The following is a 24,424-nucleotide window of genomic DNA, read 5'->3' as shown; positions in this document are numbered from 1 at the left end:
ATTTGCCAACGCTACCCACGGCTCCAGGCCGAACAGTGTTCTGAAAAGGATCAACTGACGGGACCAGTGATCAGTTGTCCCGGCATTTGTGCTCATGGGCTACAGGATTTAGGCTGGAGCCAAACCCTAGAGACGAAGGAAAGCCGCGATGACCTGGTCTGCCAAGCAGTACACGATGTTTGAACAACAGCGCACTCGCCCCGTGCGTGACCTGGTGGCAGCCATTCCCAATCTGGATGTGCACACCGCCGTCGACCTCGGCTGCGGCCCTGGCAACTCCACCCAAGTGTTGGCCGAGCGTTTTCCTCAAGCGCATGTCACCGGCATGGACAGCTCTGAAGACATGCTCGTCGACGCCCGCAACCGCCTGCCGAGACTGAGCTTTGAACTGGCGGACATCGGCGCCTGGAACCCTGGAAAAACATTCGATGTGATCCTCGCCAACGCCTCGCTGCAATGGCTGCCAGACCACGCCACGCTTTACCCCCATCTGGTCAACCGGTTGAACCCCGGCGGTACGCTGGCGGTGCAAACCCCGGATAACCTGGACGAGCCTGCGCACCGCCTGGCTCGGGAGGTTGCGGCGGATGGCCCGTGGGCTGCCAGGATTGGTACGGTCAAACACAATGAACGGCACGCGGCGAGTTCCTACTACCAGTTGCTGAGCAAGCACTGCGCCACTGTTGATGTATGGCGCACGACCTACCTGCACCCGTTGGCGGATCACGGGGCGGTGGTGGAGTGGTTCAAGGGCTCTGCATTGCGTCCATTCCTCGCGCCTTTGACCGATGATGAAAAAGCCGCCTTCCTACAGGAATATCAGGCGCGGATTACCCAGGCCTATCCAGCCCTGGCCGATGGCACCGTACTACTGCCATTCCCGCGCCTGTTTATCATCGCGACCCGCTAAAAGCCCAGGCAAGCAGTGGTCACGCTGCTGCTTGCGCCTTCAAATACTCATCCGCCGACACCACGCCCGCATACCCAAACGCCAGTGACGCCATATACGCGCCATGCACCTGCGCGGCCGGGATCACTTGCCCGTTGAATTCCTGATCGCGGGTGGCACAAGCGTCATGAATCACCGTGACCTTGTAGCCCAGGTCCGCTGCGGCACGCACCACGGCGTCGACGCACATATGGCTCATGCTGCCGACCACCACCAGTTCGGTGATGCTGCGTTGTTCCAGCAGGGCGCGCAGATTGGTTTCACGAAACGCGTTCACAAAGTGTTTAAGCACCACGGGCTCATCGCGTTGGTTCAGTACCTTCGGATGCAGGTGTGCGCCTTCGGACCCAGGCGTGAAGAACGGTGCCTCTTCGGACGTGAATTCATGGCGCACATGAATCACTGCATCCCCCGCCTGGCGAAACGCCTTGAGTACTTGCGCAGCCTTGTCCGCTGCAGCTTCTACGCCATCCAGCGGCCACTTGCCCTGAGGGAAGTAGTCGTTCTGGATATCGATTAGGATGAGCGCTTGCTTGGCCATGGGTATTGCCTCGTGATGGGTTGATGGGCCCAGTATCTTAGCTGGCGCCGACGCCGGGGATTGGCTGCTCCGACAATAACAGGGGGAAAACTGACAATGGCGGTTGTTGAGCTGGGTGTGTTGATCTACCAAGGGGCGCAATTGGCCGCGGTGCATGGCCTGACCGACCTGTTCGGCGTGGCCAACCGGATCGCCGCCGAGCATCAGTCGGCACAACTGCCGCTGCTGCGGATCAGCCATTGGCACGTGGATGCCGATGGTCACCCGACACGGGTATTCGATAGCCACCCAGGCCCCGAGCAACCGATGATGGCCGTGCTGGTGCCACCGTCGATTGGTGTGTTCACCGATGAACAGTCGCCGCCTGCGCTGTTGGCGTGGCTTCGTCAGCAGCACGCGACGGGCACAGTGCTGGGCGGCGTGTGCATCGGCTCGATCATGCTGGCGCGCAGCGGCTTGCTGGATGGGCGCAGCGCTACCACCCATTGGTCTTCCGCCAAGTCTTTTGCCGCGCAGTACCCGGCCGTGCGCCTGGAAGCGGATAAACCCATCGTCGATGACGGTGACCTGATCACCACCGCCGGGCTGATGGCCTGGTCAGAGCTGGGCCTGCGTCTGGTTGACCGCCTGATGGGGCCGAGTATCGCTGCCGACACCGCGCGGTTTTTGGTCATTGAACACAGCGACAGCGCGAGTCAGTGCGGCAGCAACTTTGCGCCGATCCTCGGCCATGGCGACGTGGCGATTCTCAAAGTCCAGCATTGGTTGCAAGCCAGCGGCGCGGTGGAGGTGTCCGTGGCGGCCATGGCGCAAGAGGCGGGGCTGGAGGCGCGCACTTTCCTGCGGCGCTTTCGCGGCGCCACCGGCTTGAAACCCACCGAATACTGCCAGCACCTGCGGGTGGGCAAGGCGCGGCAGATGTTGGAATTCACCAACGGCACCATTGACCATATTGCCTGGACCGTGGGCTATCAGGACCCCAGCGCCTTTCGCGCCACCTTCAAGAAAATCACCGGCCTGGCGCCCAGCGATTACCGCAGCCGTTTTGGCGTGTGAATCGTGCAGAACGCCGCGCATTTGAGGCGTCGTCGTGCAGAATAAAACAGGCCAACTGCCATCGGTTTTTCGGTAACTGCTTGATTTCAAGACGCTTGCGCTCACAGCTGTTTTGGCCTGATCCCTGCAGCCTTCCTGATACACACATGGCGGGAAGGCCAAGGGGGATGCATGACCCCAACACAACGCAGGAAATGGGTGGTCGCTCACTCCACACGAGCGGGCGCACCCCAGCATGAGGTCGACACCAATCACAGCCTGGCCCGCTGGCTGGCGCAGATCCTGGGGCTTAAATTCGACGGCAGCTACGACCCGCGAAAACATGCTGGCCGGGAGCTTTATCTGCTGCCCACCCAAACCCTGGTGGGCCCGGCGCAAGCTCTCGCGCTCAACATCAAAGGCCCCGAAGACCTGTGGGGCGGCTATGTCGATCACGACTTCATCTGCACCAAAGCCATCAGCCATGGTTTGCTGAGCCCTGAAGCCATCGCGCCCGAAGGCTGGTCGCCGTTGTTCTGTGAGCGGGTAAGAACAGTCGTGTTGGATGGCCTCAGTGTGTTTTCGCTCGAAGACGCTTTACCCGCCGCCGCCCATTTGCTCGACGACGGGCCCATCCGCCTGAAACCGGTGCACGCCTGCGCCGGACGCGGCCAGGAAGTTATCCACAGCCTCGATGCCTTCAAGGCCGTACTCGCCCGACCCGACGCCGCGCAGTTGTTCAACGACGGCGTGGTGCTGGAGCAAGATCTGCGCGACGTGGTCACCCATAGCGTGGGCCAGAGTTTTATCGGCGATCACGTATTCAGCTACTGCGGGCAGCAATACCTGACCGAGGACGGGCAGGGCGAAAGCGTCTATGGCGGCTCCGACTTGCTGGTCGTTCCGGGTTATTACGAAGATTTGCTTGAACTCGATCTGCCCGACGACGTGCGGCTGGCCATCGAGCAAGCGCAAATCTTCGACACGGCGGCAGATGAAGCCTACCCCGGCTTCTACGCGTCCCGGCGCAACTACGACATCGCTCAAGGCCTGGATAGCCACGGCCAGCGCCGCAGTGGCGTGCTCGAACAATCCTGGCGCATGGGCGGCGCCAGCAGTGCGGAGGTCGCGGCGCTGCAAAGCTTCATCAATCACCCGGGTCTTAACGCCATTCATGTGTCCTCGGTAGAAACCTATGTGGACCAAGCGCTGCCAGCGGATGCCATTGAGGTGTATCGCGGCCCCGCAGAAAACAGTGACTTTCTTCTCAAGTACGTGACGGTCAAATCTTATGACGGCTAGAAGTGAAACCATTTCCATCGACATCGACGACGAACAAATGAGCGGCACGTTCCTGAGCCCCAAATCCAAAGTACCGGGCGTGTTGTTTGTGCACGGTTGGGGCGGTAGCCAGGAGCGGGATCTGGAACGGGCCAAAGGCATCGCCGGCCTTGGCTGTGTGTGCCTCACTTTCGACCTGCGCGGCCACGCCGGTACCGGCATTCCATTGAACCGCGTCACCCGCGAAGACAACCTGCGCGACCTGCTGGCGGCCTACGACCGGCTGCTCGCCCACCCGGCCATCGACACCTCGGCGGTGGCGGTCGTGGGCACCAGTTATGGCGGTTACCTCGCAGCCATCCTCACCTCGTTGCGCCCGGTACGCTGGCTGGCGCTGCGTGTGCCGGCGCTGTACCGCGATCAGGAATGGCTCAAGCCCAAGCGCGACCTGGATAAGGTCGATTTGATGGATTACCGCAGCACCCTGGTGCACGCCGAGACCAATCGCGCATTACACGCCTGCGCGGCGTTTACCGGTGATGTGCTGATCGTCGAATCGGAAACCGACGACCACGTGCCCCATGCCACCATCATGAGCTACCGCGCGGCGTGCCAGCAGACGCACTCCCTGACGCACCGCATCATTGATGGCGCTGACCATTCCCTCAGCGATCCGGTGTCCCAGCAGGCCTACACCTCAATCCTGGTCGACTGGATTACCGAGATGGTGGTCGGCGAGCGGTTGAGCATCATCCAGTCCCAGTAGCCCGTTCAGGCGGGTGTTTTCTTTACCCGCAACGCCTTGGCCTTGGCTTCTACACCCACGTACATCACCAAGGCGATCAGCAGCGGGCAGATAAAGTAGATCGCCCGGTACGCGATCAGCCCCGCCAGCAAACTGCCCCGCGAGGCCTCATGCTGCAGCAGCCCGATAAACACCGCTTCCAGTACCCCAAGCCCCGCCGGAATATGGGTGAGCACACCGGCAATCGCGCTGATCAGCAACACCCCAAGTACCAGCGGATAGTCCAACTTGGCGGGCAGCAGGGTAAAAATCACCGCCGCCATCAGCGACCAGTTCAACGCGCCCAACGCCAGTTGCAAACAGGCCATGCGCAGCGACGGCAGGTTGATCTCAATGCCGCGGATCGACCACGCGCGTTTTTTCGAAAACTGGCAGGCGGCCAGGTAGCCGAGGCTGGCCAACACCAGCAACACGCCCACCCCTTGCAACGCGCCGCTGCTCAGTTTCCAGCCCGGCGGCATGGTCACCAGCCCGCTGCTGAAAACCGCGCCGGCCAACGCCATGTAGCCAAACCAATTGGTGGCCAGGCTCAGGCCGAGAATCTTGGCGATATTGCTGCTGCTCACCCCCAGCCGCGAATACAGCCGATAGCGCATGGCGATGCCGCCAACCCACGCGCTGAGGTTGAGGTTGAACGCATAACTGATAATCCCCACCGGCAAGATCTGCTTCCAGCGCAACGGCTGGCGGATGTAGGTGCGGCCGATCAGGTCGAAGCAGGCGTAGACGATAAAGCTGCACAGGGTCAACGCGCCCGCGATCAGCAAGGTGCGCAGTTTGAACTCACCGAGTGTCTGGACCACCTCGCTCCAGTCGATCCGGCGGGCGAGCAGGGTGAATAGCACGATCAGCAGCAGGAAGAAGACGATGGTCAGTGGCTTCTTCCAACGCTTGAAACGATCAGCTGTCATGGCGCTGGCCCTCATGCACGAAGGGTTTCAAACGTGGCTTGTGTGCCGGCAACCAGCCGGTCAGCGCGGGGAAGTGGCGCATTACATGGAACACCAGAAAGCCGACGGTCAATCGCCACAACCACAGGCGTGGCTTGCGGTTTTCCGGGATGGTCTGGCAGTGATTCTGACTGAGTGCTTGCAGGCGCTCGTACAGTTGCTGATTAAACGCGCGGTCGCGAATCAACACATTGGCTTCCAGGTTCAGCGCCAGGCTCAGCGGGTCGAGGTTGCTCGAACCCACCGTGCTCCACTCGTCATCCACCAGCGCGACCTTGCCGTGCAGCGGGCGCTGGCAGTATTCGTGAATCACCACGCCGTCCTTGAGCAGATAGTCGTAGAGCATGCGCGCCGCCAGCTTGGCCAGCAGTACGTCGGGTTGGCCCTGCATGATCAATTGCACCCGCACACCACGGCGCGCCGCGTTGCGGATTTCCCGCAGCAGGCGGTAGCCGGGGAAGAAATACGCGTTGGCGATCACGGCTCGGTGTCGGGCCTTGCTCAAGGCGTGGATATACGCTTCTTCGATGTCGTCACGATGTTGCAGGTTGTCGCGGTAGATCAGGCGCACCAGGCCGTCGCCGTGCTCGTTCGACCACGCTGAAGGCCGTTGCTGGCGCCGCCGCCAACCGCGCCGCGTGCGCACCTGGCGGCCACTTTGCGCCAGGGCAAAGTGATGCAGATCGGCCACCGCCGGGCCAGTGATTTGCACCGCGTAATCCTGTTTGGCCTCGGGGCCGAAATCCCCCAAGTGATCGGCAGAGAAGTTGATCCCGCCGATAAACCCCACCGTGGCGTCCACCACCACAATCTTGCGGTGCAGGCGGCGGAACCAGTTGGTGCGAATGCCCAGGGTCTTGGACGCCGGATCGAACATCTGCACCGTCACCCCAGCCTCGGCCAGTTCACCGAGAAACGCCGGGCTCAGCTCGCCGCAGCCAAAACCATCCAGGCTGACCACCACCTTGACCCCACGCTGCGCGGCCTCGATCAGGATGCCTTGCAGCTCATGGCCGACCTTGTCTTCGAAGAGGATGAAGGTCTCCAGCAGGATCTCGCGCCGGGCCTGGCGCATCGCTTCGAAGACCTTGGGAAAGTACGCTTCGCCGTTTTCCAGCAACTCGACCTGATTGCCGCTTTGCCAGCCGTAATCCAGGTCGCGGGCCTTGGTTTCATCCGGCGGTTGGTCGGTGGAAATGTGCTCGACGGCAATGTTCATAGCTCAATCTCCACCGACAGCGGTACATGGTCTGACAGATGGGACCACGGCCGGGTGGTCAGCACCTTGGGGTTGTGCACCTTTACGTTACGCACGTAAATGCGATCCAGCGCCAGCAATGGCAGGCGAGCTGGAAAGGTGCGCGCCGGTTTGCCAAGGGCGTGCACAAACACCTCGGTGAGGCCGCTTTGGCTCAGGTCGGCACGCTGGCGCCAGTCGTTGAAATCGCCGGCGACTACCAGCGGCGCATCGGCGGGAATCTCGCGGATGCGCTGCTCCAGCAAACGCAATTGCTGCTGGCGATGCACCTCGCGCAAGCCCAGGTGAATACAGATCGCATGCACTTCCTGCCCGTTGCCCGGCAGGCGCAACACGCAATGCAGCAAACCACGGTTTTCATGGCCGCTTTGGGAGATGTCGAGGTTGTCGTAGCTCACGATCTGGAATTTCGACAGCAACGCATTGCCGTGATCGCCATGGGGATACACCGCGTTGCGCCCGTAAGCAAACTGCGGCCAGATGCTGTCGGCCAGAAACTCGTATTGCGGCATGTTCGGCCAGTCGCTGTAGCGCTGCGGATGGCGCTCGTGGGTGCCGTGGATTTCCTGCAGGAACACCATGTCCGCGCCCACACTGCGCACCGCTTCGCGCAGCTCGGGCAGGATGAAGCGTCGGTTCAGGGCCGTGAAGCCCTTGTGGATATTGACCGTCAGCACCGTAAAGCGCGTGATGGCGACGCTGGGGGTTACGGGCACCCAGTCTGGGATCGCAGTCATGTGTATTCCTGTGAAGAGTGGCGCAATGCTTCATGTAAGGGCTGACTGCCGGTGGCTGGAGAAAGTTTCGAGCGTCCTACGGACGGTCCTGGAGGACGCATAGAGTTACAAATGCTGTTGAATTGCCATCAGTGACGTGATCCAATCCCGCGCTATCTACCCCATTCAACGATTGTGCAGGGCCTGTTCATGGATGATGCAGTTGGCGCTTTTCTGGTGCTGGCAGTGGGTCGGCGGCTCTTTTCATGAAGGCCGGAACCCATCAAGTGAATACCTCCTTTACCCGAAAAATCAGCCTGCTTGCCGGCGCCGTGGCGCTCAGCGGCTGCGCGACGCTTAACGATGCGGGCAAAAACTACGGCACGGCCATTGGTTGCGCCGGGGGTGCATTGCTCGGCGCCGGCTTGACGTACGCGATCACCGGCGACGCCAAAAAGGCCATCGTCGGCGGCGGCGTGGGCGCGGCGGCCGGTTGTGTGGCGGGCAACTTGTGGCAGAACCGCTTGCAGGAACTGGAGCGGATTGCCAAAGAAGAGAACCTGAACATTCAGGTGCAAACCCTGCAAAGCCAGGACGTGGCTACCGGCACCACCCGAGCCCCTGCGCCGACCGAGGCGGGCATCGTCGCCCAGGTGCAGGATGAAGGCATGTTCGCCACCGGCAGCGCGCAGTTGAGCACCAACGGTCAGCGCCAGGTGCGCAAGCTGGCCGCCGCGTTTGCGCCCAAGCAGGGCCAGAACAGCCAAGCGGCGATTCTGGTCGTCGGCCACACCGACGCCACCGGTAGCGCCGCCACCAACCAGCGATTGTCCGAGCAGCGCGCCCGCGCTGTGGCGTCGATCCTGGCCGAGCAAGGCATCGCGCCGCAGCGCATGTTCTTCCAGGGCGCGGGGGCTTCGCGGCCGATCGCCGACAACAGCGACGTGCAGCAACGCGGCAAGAACCGTCGGGTTGAGATCGTTGAAGTGACCGACCGCAACATGCTGGTCAAGCGCGTCAACGCCGAACAGAACAACTCCAAATACCTCACGCACGGCACCTCGACCGAGCCCGTGCGTACCGTCGCCAGCGCGCCGAAAAACAAGCCTGCCGTCACAACCAAACCGGCTACCCAGAGCCAACCCGCTGACGCCGGCACCGCGCTGGTCGACTTCGGTGGCACGCCTGCCAGCGACACGCGCTGGACCCTGGCCCAAGGCATCGCGCCGAAAAAGGCCGGCTTCGCCCTGGTCAGCAGTGCCCACGCCAGCGACCTGCCCAACAGCAGTTGCGACGCCGACCGCCCGCGTGAAACCGGCAAAGTGTTCAACCTCGCCAGCGGCAAGGCGCTCGACACCCAAGTCACCACCGAATACCTGCCGGGCTACAACAACCGCGTGTGGGCCAACGTAGTCAATGGCCACCTGGTGACGCTGTCGCCGGTTTCGATCCTGCGCGATGGCGCCAGCGTCGACCGCCAGCCCTTCATCGAAGTGGTCAAGGATTACAAAGAGGGCAACCGCAAATCGATCAAGAGCAAAGCCGTGGCCAACACCTACGAAGGTGAGGAACTGGTGCTCTATCGCGTATTCATCCAAGACCCCAAGGCACCGGTGTCGTGTATCGACGTGGTGTTCAGCAAGAAAAACTCCGAAGCCACGGACGGTGCGTTGTTCTACCCGCGCAGCCGTGAAGCTTTCACTACCCGTTTCGTGCCGATTCGCGCGTAAGACTCAAGGACATACACCATGGAAGACTTCAGCTTCAATGCGCTGACGGCCCTGCTCTGGGCAAACAAACTAATCACCGGCCTGGTGATCTCCACATTGCTGGCGGCCATCCTGATTCAAGCGTATTGGGACAAGGTGGGTTATTTCGTCATGCGTGTGTGGCACGGCGTGCCTGTGATCGGCAAGGTGGCGCGCTTGTCCAAGCAGAGCCTGATGCTTGACGCCCACGGCTGGCCGAAATCCGAAAGCGAGCTGTGCGACGCGTACTACTCGCGCTATGAAAAAATCGGCGCGGAAGATGTCGATTTCTTCAACAAGAGCGAATCCTACCTGCGCACCATCGGTGAGCGCGGGCGCCGCGAGCGGCCGTTCTGGGTGTTTGCCCTGATCTTTATGCTGATCATGTTCGAGGCGGTGGGTTTCGCCTACGTGCTGGTGCCCTTTATCAACCAGAACCTGTCGGCCAACGATCAAAGCTGGATGGGCTGGTTGTTCGCCTTCTTGCTGGCGGTCGCCTCGGCGATCCTGGCCGAAGTCACTGGCCGCGCCGCGCACAAGAACGCGCTGATCAGCAAGGCGCGCCACTGGTGGGAAAACGACAGCGACAGCGACCGCCCGAACCAGCTCAAGGAGTTGCCGGGCATCGGCATCAAACACACCGACAGCGATAAAGACGGCAAGGACTACAACCGCATCCTGGCGCGCATCAACACCAACCACACCGTGACGCCGAGCCGTGGCTGGATGATCACCACCGGTATCTGGATCGCGATTATCGCGATCGCCGCGTTCGGTATCCGCACCATGCAGCTCAAAAGCATCGAGACCGAAATGGTCGGCAGCCCCCATGCCTTTGCCCAGCAGAATTACGACTCGGCCAGCCCGTTCGAACTGCCGGCCGATTCGGCGGCGATCAACGATCAGGCCGACAAGCAAACCCTGACCGACAAGATGGACGCGATCCGCAAAGCCTCGCTGATCACCTTCATTGTGCTGTCGGTGATCTACATCGCGATCCAGATCACCAGCATCTGGCTGGCGTCGATCTTCGGGTTTGCCGGGGTCGAATCCAAGACCGCCTGGGAACACACCCACAAATTTTCCAGCGGCGAAGCCCTGGAAAACTGGATGCAGAGCCAGCGCGTGGAAATTGCCTCCCATGCCGATCACAAACTGAGCAAGTTGCAGCTCAAGCTCGCCGGGCGCACCACCACCAACGCCCAGCAGCAGGCGGCGTTGACCACGGCGCACAATCGCAGCTTCGAGACCTTCGTAGCGCGCAAACAGGCGTTGCCGGGCAATCCGCAACCGGTGGCCAAACCCATCAGTGTTCCGGTTGCACCTGCTGCACCGGTGGTAGCGGAAGTCGCGGCTCCAGCTCCAACTCCTGTAGCAGCCCCCGTGCAGACGCCAGTTGCTGCCTCGGAGGGGCTCGATGCCCTGCGCGGCAAGGACCTGACGGCCTACAGCGAAGAACAATTGGCAACGATCAGCCGTGTCAAAGGCCACGCACTGGAAGATGTGCTGGCGCTGCGTGCCGAACAGCAATTGCTTAAAGACTTTGACGCCACAGGTGCCTGAATGATGATCCCGCGCTTTTTCTGTGCCCTGTTGCTGGCGCCCTTGATGGCGATGGCCGGCGAGCGCAATGACATTCCGGATTGCTACCCCTACGCCAAGGTCGCCGAGTTTCGGCCCGTGGCCGCGGGGCGCGAGTTGACAGTGATCATCGATCAAACGATCCCGATGCCCGAGGTCATTCAGAAGTCCACCTGGGCCCAGATTCAGCGCTTTGTACAACCGGGCGACAAGGTCCGGCTGTACAGCTTCTCGGCGTTTCTGCCGGGGCAGTTCATGCAGTTGCGCTTTGCCGGTGAACTCAACCAGGGCATCGACGAGAAGGTCCGCGAGCGGGTCGGTATGCAATCGCTGCGCACCTTCGACACCTGCCTTGCCGAGCAGCGCAGCTTTTTCAACAAGACCTTTGGCAAGGTGTTTGTGACCACGCTGCGTGAAGCGTCCGAAGACATTGCACGCAGTGAGATCTTCCAGTCGTTGCGTGATATCGGCAACGACCTGGGCCAGCAACCGGCCCAGGAACGTGTGGTGTTGTTGATTTCCGACATGCTGGAAAACAGCGATTTCGGCAGCTTCTACGCCAACAACCGGATTCGTGACCTGCAACCCGACGCCGAGCTCAAGCGTGTGGCCGACAAGGGTCTGTTCGCCGACCTGCAGGGCGCGCGCGTCTATGTGGCCGGAGCGGCGCTGGTGACCAAGGACGTCAAGCAGGCGTATCGTTCCGGCAAGACTATCCAAGCGTTGGAAGGCTTCTGGAAAGGCTATTTCGCTGGTTCCAACGCGCAGTTGGTAGCGTTTGGCGCGCCGAGCCTGAATGTCGACCTGAAGTGAACCATCCTCGCTGAAACCCGTCAGTTCCTTACAGACCCTTCTGTAAGGAGCCCGGTGTTTTGCTCAATCTCAAGACTGCTTTACTGCTGGGTGCGCTGCTATGTTGCGGCAGTGGCGCACTGCACGCCGCGGCGGCGGCGCCTGAACCCGAGGCGCCGGCCAAGCCGGAGTTGCTGGTAGAAGGCGGTCTGCTGGGTGCGATCAGCTCCAGCATCGACGACGTGCAGGACAAGCTCGACCTCAACCAGAACCTGATCGACGCCTGGCGCCTGCGTGCGGACAGGGCGGCGGATGAAGTAGGGCGGTTGGTTAACCAAACGTCAGAACGTTCGCCGTGGACTGTGGCCGGAAATTTCCTGCTGCTGTCCGGGGTGTGGGTCGGCGCGTTTACCGTACTGACGCTGTTGGGGCGGTTTATCGTGCAGCGCCTGGGGCGACGGTCATTTGTTGCACAGCGCAAGCGCCTGCACGCGGTGCTCGGGTATGTGGTGCCCTACACGATCCCGGCGCTGATCTGCTTGCCGCTGACCCTTTATGTCAGTCACTTTCTGCCCACTTCAGTGGGGCGTGCGCTGGCGCTGTGTTTTGCCTATGCCACCAGCAGCGGCATTTTTTCCACGTCGATGCTGTTGTGCGTCATTGTCATGTTCAACGTCGGTCACAAGCGCCCGGCAGTGCAGATTATTCGCGATTATTGCCCCAAGCCGCTGTTCTTGATCGGCTTCCTCGCCGCCCTCAGCGATGCCCTGACCAGCCCACAAATCGCCCGTCAACTGGGCGGCAATATCACCAGCAGCATCGCGGTGTTTACCGGCCTGTTCGCGGCAGTGATCTTCGGCGTGCTGGTGGTGCGCCTGCGTCGGCCGGTCGCCCACCTGATCCGCAATCGACCTCTGGCTCAGCGCCTTAAACACCCGGCGTTGCAGCAATCGTTGCGGGTGTTTTCCGGCTTGTGGTACTGGCCGATTCTGTTGATGGTGCTGGTCTCGGCCATCAACTTGATCGGTGCCGGTGACGATAACCAGAAAGCCCTGCGTTGCGCGCTGTTCACCACGATTCTGCTGATTGGCACCGTGTTCCTGAGTACCGTGCTGCAGCACCTGTTCAAGTCCCGCAGCCAGGTGGCGATCCAGCGCAGCAGCGCCTACAAGGAACGTTTCCTCAGTCTGTTGCACGCGATCCTGCGCATCGTCATGGCCATCGCCTTTATCGAAATCCTCGGGCGGATCTGGGGTGTGTCGTTGTTCGAGTTTGCCCAGCGCAACTCGATAGGACGGGCGATCAGCGACTCTTTGAGCAGCATCGGCCTGATCCTGCTGATGACGTGGCTGTTCTGGGTGGTGCTCGACACGGCGATCCAGGAAGCGCTGAAACCGCCAGTGAACAAACGCTCCAACCGCCAGCCGAGCACGCGGGTGAAAACCATCCTGCCGCTGGTGCGTAATGCGGTGAAGATCATTCTGGTGGTCATCTGCGCGATCACCACCATGGCCAACCTGGGCATCAATGTCGCACCGCTGCTGGCGGGTGCCGGTGTGGTCGGCCTGGCCATTGGTTTCGGCTCACAGCAACTGGTGCAGGATGTGATCACCGGGTTGTTCATCATCATTGAGGACACGCTGTCCATCGGCGACTGGGTGGTGCTTGACTCCGGCCACGCCGGCACCGTTGAGGGCCTGACCATCCGCACCCTGCGCCTGCGCGACGGCAAGGGTTTTGTGCATTCGGTGCCGTTCGGGCAGATCAAGGCTGTCACCAATCAGTCGCGGCAATTTGCCTATGCGTTCTTCTCGGTGCAGTTCACCTACGACACCGATGTGGACAAGGCCGTGGAGTTGATTCGTGAAGCTGGTCAGGCGATCCGCGACGATGTGTTCCTCAAATACAACCTGCAAGGGCCGCTGGAGGTGTTTGGTGTCGACAGGATGGACCTCAATGGGGTGGTGCTCACGGCGCAGTTCCGCACAGTGTCGGGTGGGCAATATGCTGTCAGTCGTGCCTTTAATCAGCGTCTGAAAAAACTTGTGGATAACTGCCCGGAGGTGCACTTCGCGCAGACTTATCCACAGCAGGTCATGGTGCCTCAGCGTACGGCGCTGGAGCACGCGCCGGCAGAGCCCGATGTCAAGACACTTAATCCGTGACGGTTGCGCTACAAACCCGCAAAATGCAACGATTCTGGCAACTGCCAGCGGCAAGGCCCATGGGCCTGCCGACCATAGCCAACGTTCCAAACAGACCGGGCCTGCTCAATCTATGCGAATGCGCCTTATGTTACTGGGCGGCGGGAATGCCCTCGGGCAGGCGCTGATTCGCCTCGGTGCAGAGGAAGACATCGGTTTCCTCGCACCCAAACCGCCCCAAGACGGCTGGGATGCCGCGAGCCTCACCCAATTGCTCGACGACACCCGTCCCGATGCCTTGATCAATCTCGCCTACTACTTCGACTGGTTCCAGGCCGAAGCCGTCAGCGAAACCCGTTTGGCTTCCCAGGAGTTCGCCATCGAACGCCTGGCCGAACTGTGCCAACACCACAACATCACCTTGCTGCAACCGTCCAGCTACCGCGTATTCGATGGCTCCCGTGCCACCGCCTACAGCGAAAAGGACGAGCCGGTGCCCCTGGGCCTGCGCGGCCAGGCGTTGTGGCGTATCGAACAGAGTGTGCGCGCCACGTGCCCGCAGCATGTGTTGCTGCGCTTTGGCTGGCTGCTGGATGACAGCGTTGATGGCACCCTCGGGCGCTTCCTGGCCCGGGCCGAGAACACCGACGAGTTGCTGATGGCGGATGACCGACGCGGTAACCCGACGCCGGTGGATGATGCGGCGCGGGTGATCATTTCAGTGCTCAAGCAACTCGATTGCGCGGCGCCGCTGTGGGGCACTTACCACTACGCTGGCCAGGAGGCCACCACGCCGCTGGCGCTGGGCCAGGCGATTCTGACCGAAGCACGCAATTTCCACCCGTTGGCGATTGAATCACCCACCGCCCAGGCCCACGCGGCCCGGCCGGACGCGGCGGATGAGCCGCAACACGCGGTGCTGGCCTGCAAGAAAATCCTGCATACCTTTGGCATCAAGCCACGGGCGTGGCGAGCGGGGTTGCCGGCGTTGCTAGACCGGTTCTACCGCCACAGCTGAATCCAACACAAAACCCAAATGTGGGAGGGGGCTTGCCCCCGATAGCAGAGTGCCAGTCAACAGATTCGTTGGCTGATCCACCGCTATCGGGGGCCAGCCCCCTCCCACATGTGTTATGTGATGTTGCTTAGAACTTGTAACCGATACCCACCATGTAAACCATCGGGTCGACGTCCACATTGACCTTGGCACGTGTGCCCGGCGCCACGGCGTTGTTTTCCACGGTCGCCTTGGTGCTGATGTCGATGTAGCGCGCCTGGGCGTTGATCATCCACTTGTCGTTGATCATGTAGTCCGCGCCGATCTGCGCAGCCCAACCCCACGAGTTCTCAGCCTTGAAGTTGCTGAAGCCAGCCCCTTGGGCACGGCTGCCTACGTGTTCATCGTAGATCCAGGTGTAGTTGATACCGGCACCGACGTACGGCTGGAAGGCGGATTTGTTGTCCAGCGGGTAGTACACGACGCTCAGGGTCGGCGGCAGGTGTTTCAGGGTGCCGAGCTTGCCATTGGCGGCGCCGAGGGCGGTGCCCTTGATCTTCACGTCGTGCTCGAACGGCGTGGCGGCCAGCAGTTCGATACCCACGTGATTGGTCAGCATGTAGGCGAAGTTGAGGCCCAGCTGGGTGTCGCTGCTCATGGTCGCCTTGCCGCCCAGGTTGGCGCCGGCCAGCGGGCCCTGGTCAACCTTGACGGTGCTGCTGTCGGCCTTCGGGTTCACGGTGATAGCACCGGCGCGAACCAGAATGTCGCCCGCTTCGTGAGCGTGGGCAAGGGGGGCGACGAGGGCGAGCGCGAAGAGGGACGCGCCGAGCAGAGACTTGTTCATGGGAGCTCCAAAGGACGTTTAAAAGTTGTAAGTCCAATGGTAAAGATCGTTCCGTCTGGTCTGTTGACTCAGCTCAATGAAAGGGCGATCAGGGTTATTCCTGCAGCTCGTACATGTAAATCTTCTCGGCCTCCATCTGGTAACCGGCGTCGGCCAGTTCGCTGGTAGACGGCTTGACCTGCATCGCGCCTTCAATCCAGTACGGCTGGTACAACTCATCGAGTTTTACGCCGACTTCGCTTTTCACATGCACGATCTGGTTCGACGGCGGCGGCGGTACGTGGATGCACGCGCCGAAATACGGCACCAGCAAAAACTCGGTGGTGCGGCCTTCCTCACTGACTTCCAACGGCACGATATAGCCCGGCAGGCGGATGTGCTGGCCATTGAGGCTCTGCACCACCGGCGCATTGGGCAAGTCCTGCTTGGCCGCGGGCGCGGCTTCGACGGCCAGGGCGTCGGCCATGTTCGACAGGTCATGCAGCGGTTTCATATTGGGGACTTCCGGCGGCGCGTCCGGCGGAATCATTTCTTGCCAGGACAAATCCTTGGGCTGCTCATCCGCCCAGGCCGGAACGACCACCAGCAACAACAGTGCGAACAGGGCACGACGCATCGAAGCCTTCCTCATAAACGTATGGACAGGCCATCGGCCAAGGATTGTCGGTAGGCGCGCCAGGCCGGCACGCTGCCCATCAACAGCGCAGCAGCCAGGATACCGGCGAGCAGGGTCCATTCATATTCGCTTGGCCATGACATCGGCAGGTCCAGCCCGTAATTGGCCTGCAAATACCCGCGCGACGCGGCGATGCACACATATAGCAGGCCCACGCCTGCGATCACGCCGGACAGGGCCAGGGCGAAGGCTTCGAAGATCAGCAACGTCGCGATATGCCACGGCCGTGCACCCACCGAGCGCAGGATCGCCATTTCGCGGCGGCGTTCGTTAAGGCTGGTGAGGATCGCCGTGAGCATGCCGATCAAGCCGGTCAGCACCACGAACAGCGAGATCACGAACAGCGCTTTTTCGGCGGTGCCCATCATGCTCCACAGTTCTTGCAACGCCACGCCCGGCAAGATCGCGAGCATCGGCTCGCCACGGAATTCATTGATCTCCCGTTGCAGGGCGAAAGTGGAAATCTTGTTGTTCAGCCCAAGCATAAAGGCGGTGATGGCCTGCGGAGTCAGGTCCATGTTGCGCGCCTGGTCGGCGCTGATACGGCCTTTACCCTGGGCCGGCACGCCGTTGTGCCAGTCGATATGGATCGCTTCCATGCCGCCCAGGCTGATGTGCAACGTGCGGTCCACCGGCGTGCCGGTTCGTTTGAGAATACCGACCACGGTGAACGGTTTGTCATCGTGTTTCACCAGGCTGACCACCGCCACGCCATGGGCCAGTACCAGCTTGTCGCCGAGCTTGTAATGCAGGGCATCGGCCACCTCGGCGCCTAGCACCACTTCGAACGGGTCGGTGGCAAAGGCACGGCCACTGGCGAGTTCGAGGTTTTGCTTGCGGCCGTACTGATAGTGCTCGAAGTAGGATTCGTTGGTGCCCATCACCCGGTAGCCGCGATGGGAGTCGCCGAGGGAAATCGGGATCGCCCATTTGACCTGGGGGTTGGCGGCGAAGTGCTCGTAGCTGTCCCAGCGGATATTGTTGGTCGCGTTGCCGATGCGAAACACCGAATACAGCAGCAGGTTGACCGAGCCGGAACGCGCGCCGACGATCAGGTCGGTGCCGCTGATGGTGCTGGCGAAACTGTTGCGTGCCTCAACGCGCACCCGTTCCACCGCGAGCAACAAGCAGACTGAAAGCGCGATGGCGAACGCGGTGAGGATCGCGGTAAAGCGGCGGTTAGCCAGGCTGGCCATGGCCAGACGAAACAAATACATCTCAAACCTCTGCGGGCGTGGCGGCGCGATTGAGTTCGGCCAGCGACAGGTTGCGGTCGAACAACGGCGCCAGGCTCTGGTCGTGGCTGACAAACAACAGGCTGGCGCCAGCGTCGCGGCATTCAGCGAACAACAGCTGAAGGAAAGCTTCGCGGGCGTCGTAGTCCAGGGCCGAGGTGGGTTCGTCGGCGATCACCAGTTCCGGTTGGCCGATCAGCGCACGGGCGGCGGCCACCCGTTGCTGCTGGCCGATGGACAGCGAGTCGGCACGGCGCTCCAGCAGGTCTTTATCCTTCAAACCCAAATGTGCGAGCAACGTGGCGGCGGCCTGGTCGACACTGCCGTGGCGCTGCTTTGCACGCTGCGCACGCAGTTTGGAAAAGTGGCAAGGCAACTCGACGTTTTCGCGCACCGACAGGAACGGCAGCAGGTTGAATTGCTGGAAGACGTAGCCGGTATGGTCGACGCGGAAACGATCACGGGCGCCGGCCGAGAGTTCGGTCAGCTCCTGGCCCAGCAGGCGAATGCTGCCTCGGCTGGGCGTCTGCACGCCGCCCAACAGGCCCAGCAGCGTAGTCTTGCCACTGCCGCTCGGGCCCTTGAGAAACAGGGTTTCCCCCGCGTCCAGGCGGAACGCGGGAATATCCAGCAACTGTGGGTGACCGGGCCAGTTGAAGCCCAGGTCAGACAGTTCGATCAGTGCTTGGGTCATGTGAACTCAGAACTTCAGGGTGGCTGCTGTGGCCGTGGCGTCAACACCTTGCTGGCCGCTCGGGCCGATCAGTTGTACCTGAATTTTCTGGGTGGCGGGGAAGGTCTTGAAGACCTGCGTCAGGTCCAGATTGCTCAAGGCAGTCGGCGTGGCGCAGGTGAATTGGTAATGGGCGTGGATTTCGCTGTGGTCGTGATGATGCTCGTGGGCGCCGTCCTTGGCGTCGTGGTCGTGGTCATCATCGTCGTCGCGGTCGGCTTCCGGCTTGTCGCCGAACAACGGGCTGTTGAGTTCCTGGCTGCTGACCACGCAACCGGCGGCCTTGGGCAGGTTGAACAGGGCCGCTGGGTTTTCCAGCTGTTTGCGCGCGGCGGCGACCTTGGCCTTGTCGGCCGCAGTAGTGGCGACGTGCTCGAAACCGACCAGGTTCATGGCCGGGCTGTCCAGCTCAAGCTCCAGGGCCTGGCCGTCGAGTACGGCATTGAGGCGGCCGACGCCGTGCTCGTGGGCGCCAAGGCTGCCGTGTTCGTGGTCGTGATCATGCTCGTCGGCTGCGTGAGCAATGGCGAGTGGCAGCAGGGCGAACGGCAAAGCGAGCAGCAGGCGGCGCATGAGAAGGCTCCAGAACATGAAAGTTATGTTATGTGATCTTATAACAATAGAGCCGAGAGTTTGACCGTCTGCTTGGCGTTGCGCAAGCCGCATGGGAGCATGCCCGTCAGAAAAACTGCAGGAGTAAGGACGATGTTGCGAATTCGTGGAACCGTCGGCGACCTGCCGGTGGACTTGACCCTGGAACTGGACGACGGCGACTGGGCACGGCTGGGCGCGCAGTTGCAGGCCGCACCCACCCCGACTGCGCCGACAGCGGCGCCGGTTAAACAAAATGAGGATCTGTGGCAGAACGCCCTGGACCTGTTGCGCAGCGCCGGGCAACTCACTGGCCTGGAACTGCTCGACCAACTGGAAGCCCTGGCTGGTGATGCCTCGGCGGGCAAGCGCCTGTTGGTGCGCCTGCGCCACAGCGCCAAGGTCAAGGTGAGCAGCGGCGGGGATACGCCGCTGTACAGTTGGATCGGCGATTAGTACAGCGCGGCAAACAACTTGCGGCGGTACGCGGTGACCAGTGGATGGTCATTGCCCAGCAGTTCGAACACTTGCAGCAAGGTCTTGTGCGGCAGGCCTTCGCTGTAGCTGCGGTTGCGGATAAACAATTTGAGCAGGCCTTCCAGCGCGGCGTCGTACTGCTGGCGCGCCAGTTGTTGGATGCTCAACTGATAGGCGGCTTCATCGTCCTGCGGGTTTTGCGCCAGACGGCTTTTCAAGTCGGCGGCGTCCGGCAGGTCGGCGGCTTGGCGCAAGAAGGTGATTTGCGCCTTGGCCCCGGCGAGCGCGGCTTTGTGGTCGTCGCTTTTAACGGCGTCGAGCACGGTTTGCGCTTCACCCAGCTCACCACGTTCGGCCAGGCAGCGCGCGTACAGGATCAATGCGGCAGCGTTGGTGTTGTCCTCGCCCAGCAGTGCGACGAGTACGGCTTCGGCATCGCTGATGCGACCTTCGGCAAACAACGTTTGGGCCTGCACCAACGGATCAGCCGCTTTTGGCGCAGGCATCTGCACATGGGGCTCCAACAGTGCACGCACCGCCGACTCCGGCTGCGCGCCAGCAAAACCATCCACCGGCTGGCCATCCTTGAACAGCACCACCGTCGGCAGGCTTTGAATGCCAAAGCGCGCAACAATTTCCTGCTCGGCTTCGCAATCGACCTTGGCCAACAGCAACTCGCCCTGATAACTCTCGGCAATCTGCGCCAGCATCGGCATCAACGCCTTGCACGGCGCGCACCACTCGGCCCAGAAATCCACCAGGACGGGTTTTTCGAAGGAGTTCTGGATCACGGCCTGGTCGAAGTTGGCGGTGGTGACGTCGAAGATGTACGGCGTGGGCTCACTCATGGGGCGTCTCGAATAAAGCGGGAATGGGGCAACTATAAGGGCTGGCGCAGGCTACCGGAAGCTGCATGGCTCTCAGCCGCGAGAGGCGTGCCAAAAAGGGTCTTGATACCAGTCCTGAGGAAAGCCCATGGCTTTCAAGCTGACATCAGGAAACTCGTCGATAAGTTGGTACAGGCGCTGATCCCAATGGGTGTGTGGGCTTACTTGATGCATCAGGTGGTTAAGAATACAAAGTACGGCGAAAATTCGGCTATGAGGCCCTTGTTGGAGAAGATGTTCCGGCCACAAGAAATTAGCTTTCTTCGGGAGCTCGGGACGAATACCCAATTCTCGGTTCCACATCCGTGAATGATGGGCGCATACATTTCGAATGGTGGTCAACGTGTGCAGCCAGGATTGCATCAGGGGGGATGGGAGTTGCAGGCGCCTGGCAATGGCTTTTTTGTCCACGTCCTTTGCCAAACCTTTGTACAGGTGGGACAAATCACCCAGCGTCAGTTCCTCAAGCATGGCCCAGCCGGGCATCAATGAAGGCTGGTCATAGGTCAACGGGTAGTGACGGCTGTAGCTTTCTCTTGCCCTTTGGTGTTTGAGCAGGTCTTTTCTCGCACTGTCTGCCTGGGATCTATCGATGCGCTCGCATTCTCGCTGGTAATCGCGTGTCGCGGTCGACTGCTTCAGGGACAACGTCGTGAGCAGGCGTTGATGATCGTATGCGTGATGAAAGATCTGCGGGTTGATGTACCAGTGGCTGCCATAAACGGGGCCCATGTGGTTACTGATGACTGCACGCGATGCCACCTCGACTCTTTCTATGGCGTCCATAGTTAATAAACGAAGTCGTTGATCGAAGTTGTAAAGGCGAGTTAATTGGCTGAATTGGCTGCCGTCACGGAATCTGTGCTCGACATCTTCCGGCTTTTGGAAGGGCCGCATGTAAGGGCTTAGTCGGAAAAAACTGACAAACCGCAGGAAAGCCTCGGCGCGAGCCCCATTATGAATATTCAATCCGCGAAGCTTGAGGAGCTCCAATTGCGCAGGCACGTCGATGGCAGGCTTGCTGAACGTCCTCATGCCAAAAAAGTACCGGGCATAAAAAACCCGCACAATTTGTGCTTGGCTACTGACGCAACCAGAGGCATGGCGGGTGTATTGCCGCAAAGGTTAGGTAGCTGCCTGACTTTACGCAAGACCTTTGTGTTGCCGTAGATAAGCGAGGTTGTTTGAAAAAACATGCAGGTCGATTGCCCAGGCCGCGTGCGAAAGGAGGGCATTTTCCATGCCCTGTCGTTCACTGTCTCAGCCAACCTATTGCCGAAAATTTGTAACGCGCAACCTTAGCGCCGCGAATGGTACAGGCTCACCTTGCGAAACTCCCAAGGCTCGGCCAGGTCTGGCAGGGTCAGCGCGTCGAGGATTTCCAGGCGCTGGTAAGCCGGGTGCTGGAAGTCGCGCACCCGTGAATCCGCGACCAGTGCTTCGCGGGCACGGCTGAGGAAGTGATCCAGCAGCGGCAGGTTGGCGCGGTCGTAGAGCACGTCGGCTACCAGGATCAGGTCGAAGCGGTCGGCTTCGGTGAAGAAGTCGGCCGAGTAGGTCAGTTCCACGTGATTGAGCTCGGCATTGGCGCGGCAAGCCGCCAAGGCCAGCGGGTCCAGATCGCAGGCCACCACTTCCAACGCGCCGGCTTTGACCGCTGCAATCGCGGCCACGCCGGAACCGGCACCGAAGTCCAGCACGCGCTTGCCGGCGGCCCACTCGGGGTTCGCCGCCAAATACCGCGCCAATGCCAGGCCGCTGGCCCAGCAAAAACTCCAGTAGGGCGGCTCATGCAGGATGCGCCGGGTTTCTTCGGGGCTGAAGGCGCGGTCCATGTTGTCCGCATCCAGCAACCACAACGACAGCTCGGTACCCGGCAGCGGGCAGGGCACCAGTTGCGCGTCGCCGATCAGTTCGCTCAGGGCGCGCTGCAAGTCCAACGGCGGCGTCATGGTGCCTTGACGAGTTCCAGGGGGCCGGTGGTCTGGGTGATTGCCTGGGTGATGCGCACGGCGGGCAGGTGCAGGATCAACTGGCCGGATTGGCTGGCGCGGCCGCGCAGTTCAACCCGCGCCCCGGCCGGGAAGGCCTCGGGGTTGAAGCGCAGGCGGAAGGCCAATGGCTTGCCATTGCCGGTCAGCACGCTGCTGGCGAGCAGTTGTTGCGGGCGCGAGCGGTCGTCGATCACCAGCAGGGCCATCTCGACTTCGGCCCCGGCGGGCACGTTGGTCAGGCTGCCGTTGATTTCACGCTGGTAGGCGGGCAGGGGGCCGAGGTCTTCAATGCCCGGGACTTTTTTCTCTTGCGCAGGCACCGGTTGAGGCGTGGAAGGTTTGGGGGCTTCGCTGCTGCAGGCGACCAGGACACTGAACAGGGTGAGCAAAACAAGTGGTCGTAACTGCATGTACGGCTCCAGAAAGGACAAAATCCGTGACTTGAAATGTAAGAAACATAATAGCCCGCCTATATACCGTAAAGGCTATGGCTTGTCTTGCCACAGGGATGCGCTACCATGGCCCTCCCTTTTTTTGTTGCCTGCCACCATGCACTGTCCCTTCTGCGGTGCCAACGACACCAAGGTCATTGACTCGCGTCTGGTCGCCGAGGGCGATCAAGTACGTCGCCGGCGCGAATGCCTGGCCTCTGGCTGCGGTGAACGTTTCACCACCTTCGAAACCGCCGAACTGGTATTGCCACGTCTGATCAAATCCGACGGCAGCCGCCAGCCCTTCGACGAAGAAAAACTGCGCGCCGGTATGCAGCGCGCCCTGGAAAAACGCCCGGTGAGTGTCGAGCGGCTGGAAGCGGCGCTGGTGCACATCAAGCACAAGCTGCGGGCGACCGGCGAGCGCGAGGTCAAGAGCCTGGTGGTGGGCGAGTTGGTGATGGGCGAGCTGCAAAAGCTCGACGAAGTCGCCTATATCCGTTTCGCTTCGGTGTATCGACGCTTCCAGGACCTCAATGAGTTCCGCGAAGAGATCGACCGCCTGGCCCGTGAGCCGGTCAAACCATGATCCCACCTATCGCTGAACAAGCTGTCCTCGACGCCCATTACATGGCCCGCGCCCTCGAACTGGCGCGCAAGGGCCGCTACACCACCCACCCCAACCCTCGGGTGGGCTGCGTGATCGTGCGAGATGGCCAGATTGTCGGCGAAGGCTGGCATGAGCGCACGGGCGAACCCCATGCCGAACCCAATGCCCTGCGCGCCGCCGGGGACAAGGCCCGTGGCGCCACCGTGTACGTGACCCTCGAACCGTGCAGTCATCACGGTCGTACACCGCCGTGCGCCGATGCGCTGGTGAGTGCTGGCGTTGCACGCGTCGTGGCCGGCATGCAGGACCCCAACCCGGAAGTGGCGGGGCGTGGTATGCAGCGCCTGGCCCAGGCCGGGATCGAGATTCGCAGCGGCGTATTGGAAAGTGAGGCGCGGGCGCTGAACCCGGGTTTTCTCAAGCGTATGGAACACGGCCTGCCGTTTGTGCGGGTCAAGCTGGCGATGAGCCTGGACGGCCGCACGGCGATGGCCAGCGGCGAAAGCCAATGGATCACCGGCCCTGCCGCTCGCGCCGCCGTGCAGCGCCTGCGCGCCGAGGCCAGCGTGGTGCTGACCGGCGCCGACACGGTGTTGGCCGACGGCGCGCGGCTGACCGTGCGCGCCGCCGAGCTGGGCCTGGATGAAGCAACCACCGCCCTGGCCATGTCGCGCCCGCCGCTGCGTGTGTTGATCGACGGTCGCCTGCGGGTGCCGCTCAACGCGCCGTTCTTCAAGGCGGGTCCGGCATTGGTCATCACCTGTGTCACCCCGGAGAACCAGTTCCCCCGTGGCCCTGAGTGCCTGGTGGTGCCGGGTGTGGAAGGCCAGGTCGACCTGCGTTCGGCGCTGGTGGCCCTGGCGGCCCGTGGCGTCAACGAAGTGCTGGTGGAAGCCGGCCCAAGCCTGGCAGGGGCGTTTGCCCAGCAGAGGCTGGTGGACGAATACGTGATTTTCGTCGCCGGCAAGTTCCTCGGCTCTGCCGCTCGGCCGTTGCTGGACTGGCCGCTTGAGAAGCTGGCCGACGCCCCCCAACTCAAGATCACTGAAATGCGCGCTGTAGGCGACGACTGGCGGGTCACTGCCATCCCTGTGCCAGCAGCGAGCGTATAATTCCCGGCCTGCGCTTGCGCGTCAGCCCCTCGTT

At 61.5% G+C, this 24,424-nt stretch carries 25 protein-coding genes; 12 read left to right on the top strand and 13 right to left on the bottom strand.

What is annotated here, in order from left to right; all coding sequences use genetic code 11:
* Positions 1 to 148 precede the first annotated feature (148 nt).
* On the top strand, positions 149 to 910 hold the full coding sequence (gene tam / locus AB3G88_RS25230) for a trans-aconitate 2-methyltransferase (protein WP_480452156.1): 762 nt from the start codon (positions 149 to 151) through the stop codon (positions 908 to 910).
* A gap of 19 nt (positions 911 to 929) precedes the next feature.
* On the opposite strand, the gene AB3G88_RS25225 is transcribed toward tam, so the two are convergent.
* Complete coding sequence (locus tag AB3G88_RS25225; RefSeq protein WP_191959208.1) at positions 930 to 1,490, bottom strand: cysteine hydrolase family protein; 561 nt, start codon at positions 1,488 to 1,490, stop codon at positions 930 to 932.
* Positions 1,491 to 1,586: 96 nt separating this feature from the next.
* On the opposite strand from AB3G88_RS25225, the gene AB3G88_RS25220 reads away from it, so the two are divergent.
* The 3 genes from AB3G88_RS25220 to AB3G88_RS25210 all read left to right on the top strand — a co-directional run bounded on the left by AB3G88_RS25220 (position 1,587) and on the right by AB3G88_RS25210 (position 4,572).
* Complete coding sequence (locus tag AB3G88_RS25220; protein WP_099584612.1) at positions 1,587 to 2,546, top strand: GlxA family transcriptional regulator; 960 nt, start codon at positions 1,587 to 1,589, stop codon at positions 2,544 to 2,546.
* Positions 2,547 to 2,717: 171 nt separating this feature from the next.
* Positions 2,718 to 3,827, top strand: a complete 1,110-nt coding sequence (locus AB3G88_RS25215) for a DUF3182 family protein (protein ID WP_112196878.1) — start codon at positions 2,718 to 2,720, stop codon at positions 3,825 to 3,827.
* Positions 3,817 to 4,572 carry an alpha/beta hydrolase family protein gene (locus tag AB3G88_RS25210; protein WP_099584614.1) on the top strand — a complete coding sequence of 252 codons (756 nt, stop codon included), beginning with the start codon at positions 3,817 to 3,819 and terminating at the stop codon, positions 4,570 to 4,572. The genes AB3G88_RS25215 and AB3G88_RS25210 overlap by 11 nt, the downstream gene beginning before the upstream one ends.
* A gap of 5 nt (positions 4,573 to 4,577) precedes the next feature.
* Here AB3G88_RS25210 and AB3G88_RS25205 read toward each other — a convergent pair whose 3' ends face one another.
* From AB3G88_RS25205 to AB3G88_RS25195, 3 genes are read right to left on the bottom strand one after another with little or no spacing between them, the layout of a single operon-like run.
* The gene (locus AB3G88_RS25205) at positions 4,578 to 5,522 is read right to left on the bottom strand and encodes a lysylphosphatidylglycerol synthase domain-containing protein (RefSeq protein ID WP_112196876.1); all 945 of its coding nucleotides are present in this window, start codon (positions 5,520 to 5,522) and stop codon (positions 4,578 to 4,580) included.
* The gene (gene clsB, locus AB3G88_RS25200) at positions 5,512 to 6,780 is read right to left on the bottom strand and encodes a cardiolipin synthase ClsB (protein WP_480452151.1); all 1,269 of its coding nucleotides are present in this window, start codon (positions 6,778 to 6,780) and stop codon (positions 5,512 to 5,514) included. The genes AB3G88_RS25205 and clsB overlap by 11 nt, the downstream gene beginning before the upstream one ends.
* A complete protein-coding gene (locus AB3G88_RS25195; protein WP_099584617.1) occupies positions 6,777 to 7,556 on the bottom strand; it encodes an endonuclease/exonuclease/phosphatase family protein in 780 nt (259 codons plus the stop codon). The genes clsB and AB3G88_RS25195 overlap by 4 nt, the downstream gene beginning before the upstream one ends.
* Positions 7,557 to 7,822: 266 nt before the next feature.
* On the opposite strand from AB3G88_RS25195, the gene AB3G88_RS25190 reads away from it, so the two are divergent.
* The 5 genes from AB3G88_RS25190 to AB3G88_RS25170 all read left to right on the top strand — a co-directional run bounded on the left by AB3G88_RS25190 (position 7,823) and on the right by AB3G88_RS25170 (position 14,818).
* Positions 7,823 to 9,265, top strand: coding sequence for an OmpA family protein (locus AB3G88_RS25190; RefSeq protein ID WP_480452149.1), 1,443 nt, complete (start codon positions 7,823 to 7,825; stop codon positions 9,263 to 9,265).
* An 18-nt stretch (positions 9,266 to 9,283) separates the two neighbouring features.
* The gene (locus AB3G88_RS25185; protein ID WP_480452147.1) at positions 9,284 to 10,846 is read left to right on the top strand and encodes a hypothetical protein; all 1,563 of its coding nucleotides are present in this window, start codon (positions 9,284 to 9,286) and stop codon (positions 10,844 to 10,846) included.
* Positions 10,847 to 11,677, top strand: a complete 831-nt coding sequence (locus AB3G88_RS25180; protein ID WP_099584619.1) for a hypothetical protein — start codon at positions 10,847 to 10,849, stop codon at positions 11,675 to 11,677.
* 59 nt (positions 11,678 to 11,736) lie between these two features.
* The gene (locus AB3G88_RS25175) at positions 11,737 to 13,821 is read left to right on the top strand and encodes a mechanosensitive ion channel family protein (protein ID WP_480452144.1); all 2,085 of its coding nucleotides are present in this window, start codon (positions 11,737 to 11,739) and stop codon (positions 13,819 to 13,821) included.
* 112 nt (positions 13,822 to 13,933) lie between these two features.
* Positions 13,934 to 14,818 (top strand): sugar nucleotide-binding protein, encoded by an 885-nt coding sequence (locus AB3G88_RS25170; RefSeq protein ID WP_099584621.1) that lies wholly within the window; start codon positions 13,934 to 13,936, stop codon positions 14,816 to 14,818.
* 127 nt (positions 14,819 to 14,945) lie between these two features.
* Here the strand turns inward: AB3G88_RS25170 and AB3G88_RS25165 are convergent, their stop codons facing one another.
* The 5 genes from AB3G88_RS25165 to AB3G88_RS25145 all read right to left on the bottom strand — a co-directional run bounded on the left by AB3G88_RS25165 (position 14,946) and on the right by AB3G88_RS25145 (position 18,861).
* Positions 14,946 to 15,644, bottom strand: a complete 699-nt coding sequence (locus AB3G88_RS25165; RefSeq protein WP_099584622.1) for an OmpW/AlkL family protein — start codon at positions 15,642 to 15,644, stop codon at positions 14,946 to 14,948.
* Positions 15,645 to 15,738: 94 nt separating this feature from the next.
* The gene (locus tag AB3G88_RS25160) at positions 15,739 to 16,260 is read right to left on the bottom strand and encodes a DUF3299 domain-containing protein (protein ID WP_099584623.1); all 522 of its coding nucleotides are present in this window, start codon (positions 16,258 to 16,260) and stop codon (positions 15,739 to 15,741) included.
* An 11-nt stretch (positions 16,261 to 16,271) separates the two neighbouring features.
* Positions 16,272 to 17,537 carry an ABC transporter permease gene (locus AB3G88_RS25155; RefSeq protein ID WP_092358194.1) on the bottom strand — a complete coding sequence of 422 codons (1,266 nt, stop codon included), beginning with the start codon at positions 17,535 to 17,537 and terminating at the stop codon, positions 16,272 to 16,274.
* A gap of 1 nt (position 17,538) precedes the next feature.
* Positions 17,539 to 18,249 (bottom strand): ABC transporter ATP-binding protein, encoded by a 711-nt coding sequence (locus AB3G88_RS25150; RefSeq protein ID WP_099584624.1) that lies wholly within the window; start codon positions 18,247 to 18,249, stop codon positions 17,539 to 17,541.
* A 6-nt stretch (positions 18,250 to 18,255) separates the two neighbouring features.
* Positions 18,256 to 18,861 (bottom strand): DUF2796 domain-containing protein, encoded by a 606-nt coding sequence (locus tag AB3G88_RS25145; RefSeq protein WP_480452139.1) that lies wholly within the window; start codon positions 18,859 to 18,861, stop codon positions 18,256 to 18,258.
* Between the two features lie 132 nt (positions 18,862 to 18,993).
* On the opposite strand from AB3G88_RS25145, the gene AB3G88_RS25140 reads away from it, so the two are divergent.
* Positions 18,994 to 19,335: a hypothetical protein gene (locus AB3G88_RS25140; protein WP_122307043.1), complete on the top strand. Its 342-nt coding sequence runs from the start codon at positions 18,994 to 18,996 to the stop codon at positions 19,333 to 19,335.
* Here the strand turns inward: AB3G88_RS25140 and trxA are convergent.
* From trxA to AB3G88_RS25120, 4 genes are all read right to left on the bottom strand, one after another.
* Positions 19,332 to 20,204, bottom strand: coding sequence for a thioredoxin (trxA, locus tag AB3G88_RS25135; protein WP_480452136.1), 873 nt, complete (start codon positions 20,202 to 20,204; stop codon positions 19,332 to 19,334). The genes AB3G88_RS25140 and trxA overlap by 4 nt on opposite strands.
* Positions 20,205 to 20,276: 72 nt before the next feature.
* Entirely contained in the window at positions 20,277 to 21,278 is a 1,002-nt protein-coding gene (locus tag AB3G88_RS25130) for an Abi family protein (RefSeq protein WP_191959216.1), read from the bottom strand.
* 263 nt (positions 21,279 to 21,541) lie between these two features.
* Entirely contained in the window at positions 21,542 to 22,195 is a 654-nt protein-coding gene (locus AB3G88_RS25125) for a class I SAM-dependent methyltransferase (protein ID WP_480452134.1), read from the bottom strand.
* Positions 22,192 to 22,647, bottom strand: coding sequence for a YbaY family lipoprotein (locus AB3G88_RS25120; RefSeq protein ID WP_122307046.1), 456 nt, complete (start codon positions 22,645 to 22,647; stop codon positions 22,192 to 22,194). The genes AB3G88_RS25125 and AB3G88_RS25120 overlap by 4 nt, the downstream gene beginning before the upstream one ends.
* Before the next feature lie 139 nt (positions 22,648 to 22,786).
* Between AB3G88_RS25120 and nrdR the strand changes: the two genes are divergently transcribed.
* On the top strand, positions 22,787 to 23,257 hold the full coding sequence (nrdR, locus tag AB3G88_RS25115; protein ID WP_160385008.1) for a transcriptional regulator NrdR: 471 nt from the start codon (positions 22,787 to 22,789) through the stop codon (positions 23,255 to 23,257).
* On the top strand, positions 23,254 to 24,390 hold the full coding sequence (gene ribD, locus AB3G88_RS25110) for a bifunctional diaminohydroxyphosphoribosylaminopyrimidine deaminase/5-amino-6-(5-phosphoribosylamino)uracil reductase RibD (RefSeq protein WP_480452131.1): 1,137 nt from the start codon (positions 23,254 to 23,256) through the stop codon (positions 24,388 to 24,390). Before nrdR ends, ribD begins: the two co-directional genes overlap by 4 nt.
* The last annotated feature ends 34 nt before the right edge of the window (positions 24,391 to 24,424 follow it).

This window comes from Pseudomonas arvensis (assembly GCF_056688935.1).
Note: the sequence above shows the minus strand (reverse complement) of the source record. Positions and strands in the feature narration are given on the sequence as shown.

Coding starts and splice junctions, on each gene's coding strand:
- AB3G88_RS25170 (WP_099584621.1), top strand. CDS start 13,934: ATGCGAATGCGCCTTATGTTACTGGGCGGCGGGAATGCCCTCGGGCAG.
- AB3G88_RS25130 (WP_191959216.1), bottom strand. CDS start 21,278: ATGAGGACGTTCAGCAAGCCTGCCATCGACGTGCCTGCGCAATTGGAG.
- tam (WP_480452156.1), top strand. CDS start 149: ATGACCTGGTCTGCCAAGCAGTACACGATGTTTGAACAACAGCGCACT.
- trxA (WP_480452136.1), bottom strand. CDS start 20,204: ATGAGTGAGCCCACGCCGTACATCTTCGACGTCACCACCGCCAACTTC.
- AB3G88_RS25160 (WP_099584623.1), bottom strand. CDS start 16,260: ATGCGTCGTGCCCTGTTCGCACTGTTGTTGCTGGTGGTCGTTCCGGCC.
- AB3G88_RS25165 (WP_099584622.1), bottom strand. CDS start 15,644: ATGAACAAGTCTCTGCTCGGCGCGTCCCTCTTCGCGCTCGCCCTCGTC.
- AB3G88_RS25150 (WP_099584624.1), bottom strand. CDS start 18,249: ATGACCCAAGCACTGATCGAACTGTCTGACCTGGGCTTCAACTGGCCC.
- AB3G88_RS25145 (WP_480452139.1), bottom strand. CDS start 18,861: ATGCGCCGCCTGCTGCTCGCTTTGCCGTTCGCCCTGCTGCCACTCGCC.
- AB3G88_RS25205 (WP_112196876.1), bottom strand. CDS start 5,522: ATGACAGCTGATCGTTTCAAGCGTTGGAAGAAGCCACTGACCATCGTC.
- AB3G88_RS25120 (WP_122307046.1), bottom strand. CDS start 22,647: ATGCAGTTACGACCACTTGTTTTGCTCACCCTGTTCAGTGTCCTGGTC.
- AB3G88_RS25195 (WP_099584617.1), bottom strand. CDS start 7,556: ATGACTGCGATCCCAGACTGGGTGCCCGTAACCCCCAGCGTCGCCATC.
- AB3G88_RS25215 (WP_112196878.1), top strand. CDS start 2,718: ATGACCCCAACACAACGCAGGAAATGGGTGGTCGCTCACTCCACACGA.
- nrdR (WP_160385008.1), top strand. CDS start 22,787: ATGCACTGTCCCTTCTGCGGTGCCAACGACACCAAGGTCATTGACTCG.
- clsB (WP_480452151.1), bottom strand. CDS start 6,780: ATGAACATTGCCGTCGAGCACATTTCCACCGACCAACCGCCGGATGAA.
- AB3G88_RS25180 (WP_099584619.1), top strand. CDS start 10,847: ATGATGATCCCGCGCTTTTTCTGTGCCCTGTTGCTGGCGCCCTTGATG.
- AB3G88_RS25125 (WP_480452134.1), bottom strand. CDS start 22,195: ATGACGCCGCCGTTGGACTTGCAGCGCGCCCTGAGCGAACTGATCGGC.
- AB3G88_RS25155 (WP_092358194.1), bottom strand. CDS start 17,537: ATGTATTTGTTTCGTCTGGCCATGGCCAGCCTGGCTAACCGCCGCTTT.
- ribD (WP_480452131.1), top strand. CDS start 23,254: ATGATCCCACCTATCGCTGAACAAGCTGTCCTCGACGCCCATTACATG.
- AB3G88_RS25210 (WP_099584614.1), top strand. CDS start 3,817: ATGACGGCTAGAAGTGAAACCATTTCCATCGACATCGACGACGAACAA.
- AB3G88_RS25225 (WP_191959208.1), bottom strand. CDS start 1,490: ATGGCCAAGCAAGCGCTCATCCTAATCGATATCCAGAACGACTACTTC.
- AB3G88_RS25140 (WP_122307043.1), top strand. CDS start 18,994: ATGTTGCGAATTCGTGGAACCGTCGGCGACCTGCCGGTGGACTTGACC.
- AB3G88_RS25185 (WP_480452147.1), top strand. CDS start 9,284: ATGGAAGACTTCAGCTTCAATGCGCTGACGGCCCTGCTCTGGGCAAAC.
- AB3G88_RS25220 (WP_099584612.1), top strand. CDS start 1,587: ATGGCGGTTGTTGAGCTGGGTGTGTTGATCTACCAAGGGGCGCAATTG.